This is a genomic window from Novosphingobium sp. ERN07, assembly GCF_012641335.1.
In the GTDB taxonomy this organism is placed as follows: Bacteria; Pseudomonadota; Alphaproteobacteria; order Sphingomonadales; family Sphingomonadaceae; genus Novosphingobium.
The window spans coordinates 1-7,883 of the sequence record NZ_JABAID010000041.1; the positions used below are offsets into that span (position 1 = coordinate 1).

The window sequence follows — 7,883 nt, forward strand, 5'->3', positions numbered from 1 at the left end:
CACCAAAGCCCTTTTACCCATAGACCTGTGCGAGCCCCACCGCGGGTCGTACTTGTAAGACTTTCGTACGCCTGCCGGCGCCCGAAACCCTTCGACATTTCCGACGTTGAGGCTGCCAAATGAGCATCCCGAAAGGTCCCATGGCGAGAGTGGATACCGGATGACGCTCTTTCAGAGTGCGGTTACTGACCCTAACTCTCGGGAGGCTACCATGCTTGTAGCAGATTGACCTCTTGCACCCGTCGCTACCCGGATCCGATAAAATGAAGAAAGAGTATGTCGCCTTAATCGCTCTCGACCCGCCCCCATCATGTAAACGGCCATTCCTTCATAAATGTCTTAGAGATGCGAACTGGGACTGCCGCGAATAATCGCGGCAATCTGCAAAGGTGATTTCGCACTGAGCACCAAGCGGGATGTTCTCTTGTATCTTGGGCGGCAAATAAGGACTTCGGCCCGTCATCGGTTTCTTTAACCGGTCGTCTTTCAAGACAATTGGACACACGCCACAACCTCAATGTAAGCTCTGGTCGGAACCACTTTCGTTTTGCTTGGCGCGTTTAACTCAGGCGGTGAGGTCAACCCTGCTGATCGTACCCAGATACTGCTGCATTAATCCCAGAGTGGTCTGAAGACTGGTGAACATTGCCGCATTACCATGCTGGCGCGCCCACGACATTCCGTCCCTTGCTGACTGCATGAAGTCGACAGCCTCTGCATCGTCGAGACCTGTATAAGCGCCGCTGACAGGGATTTTCATTGTCATCCCTAAAAATCCCTCGGTACTGCCAAGCGAGATCTCCCCGCTTGTTATCTTGGCATTGACCCAGTCGGACAGATCCTTGCGCGTCATGTGCGTGAAGTCGACGGCTTGGGCACCGCGATCCTTTTCCTTGCTCGGGCTGCTGGCCGCAGCTGCGATCAGGTTGGCAAAGGAAGTAGATTTGGCGCTGCTCGTCGCGGCGTTTGACATGCGGGCACCATGGCCGGCAGTAGTGACACTCCCTGCGATATTCATCGAGCCCTCCCGTAGCTGTGCTCTATCGCAGGCAGTAAGCAAATGATGTGCCACATTTGGAGGATTGACTATTGTTGTTACTTTTCAGAAGGTTTTGGTTCAGATAGGCATGAAGCGAACCGTGCGCTGCTGCAAAACCCCGACTGCGACCGGAAAGTGTTTGCCGGGTATCGGAAAATTTTTGCCAGAGCTATCGAATAGCTGGCAGCATCACCCGTCTGCGCACACTCCACGCACTGCCTGCCGCAAGAACTGATGTCCGGCGTCCCTGTCGAAGCGCGGGTGCCAAGCCTGCCCGACGACGACGGGCTCAAGCTTCAGAGGCAAATCAAAGGACCGCAATCGCGTTCCCATTGCTTCGGCTGAGCGGCGGACATGGTTCGGCACCGGGGCGATCAGGTCGCTCTCGGGGAGCGCGGCCAACGCAGTCTTGGGGAATGGTACGGTCAGGACGACGCGGCGTTTGAGACCAAGATCGGCGAGCGCCTTGTCCACCGAACCTAGCGCACGGCCGCGCCGGGAGGAACTGATCTGATCGTATCGGCAGAAGCTCTCCGGCGTGATCGGGGCGGCGAATATCGGATGATCGGCGCGGGCCATGCCAACAAAATGATCGCGAAACACCGTCTGGATGCGCACCTCTGGCCCCATCTCGCGCAAGGCACCAATGTCGAGGTCGATCCGCCCCTCACGGAGAGCGTCGTCATCGCTCTCTCCTTCAGGGGCAAACCGCAATTCAACCAGAGGCGCTTGCGCGCGGAGGCGTGCCAACAAGCGGCCAGCGAACGCGCCCACGAAACCGTCGTTGGCGCGCACGATGAAGCGGCGCTCAAGCTTGGCGAGGTCAAGCGTCGTGGGGCGCAGCAAGGCAGCGGCATCCTCGACCACGCGATGCACATCGTCATGCAGTTCCAGTGCTCGCGCGGTTGGCACCAGGTCGCGACCGGCGCGCACAAGCAGCGGATCGCCCGTGACCTGACGCAAGCGACCCAGCACCCGGCTGACCGATGGCGCGCTGATGCCAAGGCGCTCCGCCGCGCGGGTGACGCTGCGTTCCTCCAGCAGAATGTCGAGAACGGAGAGGAGGTTGAGGTTTGATACGGACAAAGCGGCGATAATCCCGATTTCATTTCACGAAACTATAAACGATCATATCCGTCATTTCTGAAATACTCAATCGCACGCATGTTCGGGACCGACCCTCATTCGGACCTGTTTCATGCGCGATGCTCCATTCCCATCCCGACCCAACCGACGCGCGACCCTGCTGGCCTGCGCTTGCCTGTTCACGCTGTCAGCCTGTGCGAGCGGCAGCCTGTCGATCCGCCCCACTGAAGCGCTGGTGGATACGACCGCCCTTTCAGCGGGAAAGGACATAACCGGCGCGATCATGCAGCCGGGTGCGCCCGCTTCAACCTCATGGTGGACTGCTTGGGGCGATCCACAACTTGATAGGCTGATCGCGTCGGACACCCTGACTGCGCCATCAATCGCCGAAGCCGCTGCGAGGATGCGCCGCGCAGCCGCCGGGGTTGACACCGCAGCAGCCGATCGCCTCCCAACCGTTGATGGGTCAGCCCGGGCAGTCGGCGAACGGTTTCCCAACCATAGCGTCTTTCCTGCGCCCTATGCCGGCAATTGGGGAAGCGAAGGCAACCTGACTGCCAACGCCAGCTACGCGATCGATTTCGGGGGAAGGCGACGAGAGGCGCAGGCCGCGGCGTCGGCGCGCCTGGAGGTGGCGCGTGCAGAGTCGGACGACGCAACCTTGCTGCTGCGCACGGCGCTGGTCGATGCCTATGTCCGCTTCGATGCCGCTTCCCGCCAGCGCGACATAGCGATGGCGGGGCTGGCCCGGCGTCAAGGTGTGATTAACCTGATCGCAGCGCGCGAACGCGCTGGCCTCGCCACCGGGATCGAGACAACGCAGGCGCGCGAGGCGATCACCGCTACCCGTGAAGACATCGCCCGACTCGATGGCGAGATCGCCGCGCGCCGTCATCAGATCGCGGCGCTGTTGGGACGTGATCCGGCGTTCGCGGATGGGCTGGCCCCTCCGTCGCTCAAGGCGATCGGCGACCCCGTGCCCTTGTCCGCAATCCCGGCCAGCCTGCTGGGCGCCCGCCCGGATGTGACGGCTGCGCGCGCCACCGTCGAGGCGGCGGCGCGCGAAATCGGCGTCGCCCGTGCCGCCTTCTATCCCGACGTCGATCTCATCGCCTTCGCCGGGGTGCAGAGCATCGGTCTGGGTTCGCTGCTCCGGGCCGGGAGCATTGCCACCGGGGCGGGACCGGCGGTGTCGCTGCCGATCTTCGACGGCGGACGACTGCGCGCCAATCTGCGGGGCAAGACGGCGGAATATGATGCCGCCGTCGCCGCTTATAACGGCACGCTGACCGAAGCGCTGAACCAGATAGCGAACGGCGTAACCGGCTTGACGAGCGAACGCGCCCGCCAGAGCGAAGCGCGGGCTGCCGTCGCGCATTGGCGGCGCATCCTCGACCTTCAAAAGTTGCGCGAGCGGCAGGGCCTGTCCGGCACAGCCGACCGCCTTTCGACCGAAACCGCCCTGCTGCTCGCCCAACGTCGCGTGGCGGAGGCCGATGCCCGCGTCGCCATCGCGCAGGTCGCGCTGATCCGCGCGCTGGGCGGGGCCTGGGCGCCCACTCCCTCTCTTTCAGGACAAGCACAATGACCGACACGCCGACATCTCCCTCCGCCGACCCGGCGACCGTCCGCCGCAAGCGGCTTCTCATCCTGGGCGCCGGTGTCGCCGTCGTAGCGTTGGGCTGGGCCGGCTATAGCTGGCTGTCGGGCGGCGATAGCCGCTCGACCGACGACGCCTATGTGAACGGCCATGTCGTCGCCGTCACGCCGCAAGTGGCCGGCACCGTCATCCGCGTCGGCGCAGACAATAGCGACCGGGTTACGGCCGGAACGCCCCTGATCGAGATCGACCCGAGCGATGCCCGAGTCGCGCTTGCCGCGGCTGAGGCCGACCTTGCCCGCGCCGTCCGCAATGTACGCGGCCTGTTCGCGAGCGATGCTCGGTTCGATGCAGAGATCGGCGTCGCGCAGGCGGGCCTCGACAAGGCGCGCGCCGACCTGTCGCAACGGCAGGCCATCGCCAATAGCGGGGCAGTCACTGGCGAGGATGTGCGCCACGCCGGCGATGCGGTGCGTAGCGCTGAGGCCACACTGGCCGCTGCTCGCGAAGCCCGCGCGCAGGCACTGGCCCAGACCAGCGGCGCGACGCTCGCCTCGCATCCCGAAGTGCAAGCCGCCGCCGAACAGGTCCGTGCGGCGGCGCTGGCGCTGGCCCGTGCGCGCATCGTCGCGCCGGTCGGCGGGATGATCGCGCAGCGCAACGTGCAACTCGGCCGCCGGGTGGCGCCAGGCGATCGACTGATGGCCGTAGTGCCGCTCGACGGGCTGTGGATCGACGCCAATTTCAAGGAGGTCCAGCTTGACGGCATCTGTCCCGGCCAGCCCGCCACCGTCACGGCCGATATCTATGGCCGCCGGATCACCTATCACGGCCGCGTCGCCGATATCGAAGCCGGTAGCGGCGCGGCCTTCGCGCTGCTCCCGGCGCAGAACGCGACCGGCAACTGGATCAAGGTGGTGCAGCGCGTGCCGGTCCGCATCCGGCTCGATCCGGCCGAACTGGCCCGCAATCCGCTCCGTATCGGGCTGTCGGCGAAGGTGACGGTCGATACCGGCCGGTGCGATCGCAAGGCCCGGCCTGCCGCCCCGCAATCCGAAAGCGTCGCTCTCTATGATGCGCAGACGCGCGAGGCCGATGCCGCCGTCGCCCGCATCATCGCCGCCAATATCGGGCGTAAGCCATGAGCGCGAAGCAACCGATTATCCCGCTTGAGGGCGGCAAGCTCGCGCTGGCGGCGACCACGCTCGGGCTGGCTTCGTTCATGGCCGTGGTGGACATCACCATCGCCAATGTCTCGGTGCCGACCATCTCCGGCAATCTCGGCATCGGATCGGAGGAAGGCGAATGGGCGATCACTTCCTTCGCAATCGCCAACGCGATCTGCATCCCGCTGACCGGCTGGCTCGGTCGCCGCTTCGGACAGGTGCGTCTGTTCGTCGGCGCGGTGGCGGCGTTCACTCTGGCCTCGATTCTCTGTGGTCTTGCCTGGTCGTTCGACTCGCTGCTGCTGTTCCGCGTGCTGCAAGGCGCGGTGTCGGGGCCGATCGTGCCGCTGAGCCAGGCGCTGCTGGTCGCGGTTTTCCCCCTGGAGAAGCGCACCTTCGCGGTCGCGATGTGGGCGATGACCAATATGGCCGGGCCGGTCGCCGGGCCGCTGCTCGGCGGATGGATCACCGACAGCTATAGCTGGCCGTGGATCTTCCTCGTCAACGCGCCGGTCGGGCTGTTCGTCGTCGTCTCGACCATCGCCCTGCTCAAGGGACGCGATACGCCCTCCATGCGCCTGCCGGTGGACCTGCGGGGCCTTGCCTTGCTGGCGCTGGGCATCGGCTGCCTGCAAGTTACGCTCGATCGCGGGCGGACGCTCGACTGGCTTACTTCGCCCGTCATCTGCGTCACGGCGATCCTTGCCGTCGTCAGCCTCGTCACGCTGGTCATCTGGGAACTGGGCGAAACGCATCCGATCATCGACCTGCGCCTGTTCGCCCATCGCAACTTCGCGGTGGGCACGATCGCGGTCGCAGCGGGATTCGGTCTCTACTTCGCCTCGCTGGTGCTGATCCCGCTCTGGCTCCAGACCAATCTTGGCTACAGCTCGACCTGGGCCGGTCTCGTCACCGCGCCGATGGGGCTGTTCGGCATCTTGCTGGCCCCCTTCCTTGGGCGCTGGGTGGCAAAGGGCGATGCCCGCATCTTCGCCAGCATTGCCTTCCTCGCCTGGGCGGCGGTGGCGTGGTGGCGGTCGGGGACCACCACCGGGATCGACGCCGCCACGATCGCACTGTCCCATCTGGCGCAGGGGATCGGCATCGGCTTCTTCCTGACCCCCGTGGTCAGCCTGTCGCTGGCGGGCGTGCCGGTCGAGAAGTTGGCCTCGGCCTCCGGCCTCCAGACCGCGATCCGCATGATGTCGGGCAGCCTGATCGCCAGCCTCGCCACGACCTTCTGGGACAGCCGCTCGCGTTTTCACCAGACCCATCTGGGTGCACGGTTGAACCCGTTCGATGAGCGGAGCGCCGTCGCGGTCGCCAGTCTGCGCTCGTCTGGCCTGTCGGACGAACAGGCATGGAGCGTGATCGCCCGCGCGCAGGACGTGCAGGCGCACATGCTCGCGCTCAACGACTTCTTCCTTTTCTCCAGCTTCGCTTTCCTCGCCGCGCTGGTGATCCTGTGGTTCGCCCGCAATCCGCACACAGCGCAGCCGGGCAAGGCGTGAGGATCACGCTCATGAACCCGCTCAAGTCCCGCACTCTCCACGACGCCCATGTCATCGGCGTCAAAGACATCAGCCCGAAGATGCGGCGCGTCACCGTCGCCGGGGACGCCTTCAAGGCTATGCATGTGGATCGTCCGGCCATGTGGATGAAGCTGTTCTTCCCCATGCCGTCCAACATCAAGCGGCAGGGCCGGGCCTATACCATCCGCGCTTGCAATGCTGAAAAGGGCTGGATGGTGTTCGACTTCGCCCTACACGGCGATCAGGGGCCAGCAGCATGGTGGATCGCCCGCGTCCGCGAGGGCGACAAGCTACAGATTGCCGGCCCGAGGTCTGGCTACTGGATAGATCCGTTGCAGCACGAACAGGTGCTGATCGGCGACGCCACGGCGCTGCCCGCGATAGCTGGAATCGTTGAGCAGCTTCCCACCGGCACACGGGCACAAGTGTTCATCGAGGTCGCTGATGCTGGCGAGGAGCAGGCGCTGATTTCCTCGGCGAACCTGACGCTTCGTTGGGTACATTCCGGCGCGGCCTTTCCCGGAACCACGGGCAAGCTCGAACTCGTGGTGCAAAAAGCGGACTTGCCACGTTCTTGCCAAGTCTTCCTCGCCGGCGAGGCGTTCATGGTCCGCGCCATGCGCACGCATTTGCTGGTCGATCGTCGCATCCTCCATACGTCGATCGACGCAAAGGGCTATTGGCGGCTAGGCACTGCGGACCATAGAGATCGCGATCAGGTGAGATCGCCGACATAGCGGACGTACGCAGGGCGACCCTGCCTTGCTGGAACACAGGAGATTGGCATCTTAATGAAGTAGAACGTGATCTCATATCACGAATCGGCTATAAGTTGGGGATCGAAATTGCTTCTCCAGAAGAATGGCGCGTGCCTGCTCGCCGCGTTCCTGTCCGTTTGTTCCGTCGGCGCGCGTGCGGATTAAGCGGGCCGTCGCTTCATCACGTCGGACATTGTCGTCACGTCCAATCGCACGCAGGAACGGTAGGAGAATGTCGCCTCGTCCATGGAAGTGGTCAGCGAGGAACAGCTTGCCAATACGGTCGCCCTCAACTTCATCGATGAGCTCAAGAAGAATGCGAGCGTCGACGTCATCCAATATCCCAACGGGCTTGGTGATGTCGGCTTGTGCGGTTTGCGGCCAGGCTTCGAGTGCTCGATCAATCCGCAGCTGCTGGTCCTCGTCGACGGTCGCCCGATTGAGAGTCGGGTGACCTCGTCCGCTTTGGTTGACCGGATAACGAAAGCTGTCAGTCTCCTCTCGGCCCAGCTTCAGTCGTAACGCCACGCCGCGCGCACAAGCGCTGAACGTCGGCTTCTGACAAGAGCAGACGCTCAACCTGCTGCATGGGAACGACGGGTTTGTCGAAGGGTTTCGGGCGCCGGCAGGCGTACGAAAGTCTTACAAGTACGACCCGCGGTGGGGCTCGCACAGGTCTATGGGTAAAAGGGCTTTGGTGTG

The 7,883-nt window shown here is 63.9% G+C and carries 7 protein-coding genes; 5 read left to right on the forward strand and 2 right to left on the reverse strand.

Annotated elements, in window-relative coordinates; genetic code table 11:
* Nucleotides 1–565 precede the first annotated feature (565 nt).
* Complete coding sequence (locus HGI47_RS21640) at nt 566–1,018, reverse strand: hypothetical protein (protein ID WP_168854832.1); 453 nt, start codon at nt 1,016–1,018, stop codon at nt 566–568.
* Between the two features lie 210 nt (nt 1,019–1,228).
* Complete coding sequence (locus tag HGI47_RS21645; protein WP_168854833.1) at nt 1,229–2,125, reverse strand: LysR family transcriptional regulator; 897 nt, start codon at nt 2,123–2,125, stop codon at nt 1,229–1,231.
* A gap of 112 nt (nt 2,126–2,237) precedes the next feature.
* Between HGI47_RS21645 and HGI47_RS21650 the strand changes: the two genes are divergently transcribed.
* The 5 genes from HGI47_RS21650 (at nt 2,238) to HGI47_RS21670 (ending at nt 7,703) form a co-directional block, all read left to right on the forward strand.
* Entirely contained in the window at nt 2,238–3,713 is a 1,476-nt protein-coding gene (locus HGI47_RS21650) for an efflux transporter outer membrane subunit (protein ID WP_168854834.1), read from the forward strand.
* Nucleotides 3,710–4,870: an HlyD family efflux transporter periplasmic adaptor subunit gene (locus tag HGI47_RS21655; protein WP_168854835.1), complete on the forward strand. Its 1,161-nt coding sequence runs from the start codon at nt 3,710–3,712 to the stop codon at nt 4,868–4,870. The genes HGI47_RS21650 and HGI47_RS21655 overlap by 4 nt, the downstream gene beginning before the upstream one ends.
* A complete protein-coding gene (locus HGI47_RS21660) occupies nt 4,867–6,402 on the forward strand; it encodes a DHA2 family efflux MFS transporter permease subunit (RefSeq protein ID WP_168854836.1) in 1,536 nt (511 codons plus the stop codon). The genes HGI47_RS21655 and HGI47_RS21660 overlap by 4 nt, the downstream gene beginning before the upstream one ends.
* A gap of 11 nt (nt 6,403–6,413) precedes the next feature.
* Complete coding sequence (locus tag HGI47_RS21665; protein WP_206066358.1) at nt 6,414–7,160, forward strand: siderophore-interacting protein; 747 nt, start codon at nt 6,414–6,416, stop codon at nt 7,158–7,160.
* Between the two features lie 267 nt (nt 7,161–7,427).
* The gene (locus tag HGI47_RS21670) at nt 7,428–7,703 is read left to right on the forward strand and encodes a hypothetical protein (RefSeq protein WP_168854837.1); all 276 of its coding nucleotides are present in this window, start codon (nt 7,428–7,430) and stop codon (nt 7,701–7,703) included.
* Nucleotides 7,704–7,883: the final 180 nt, after the last annotated feature.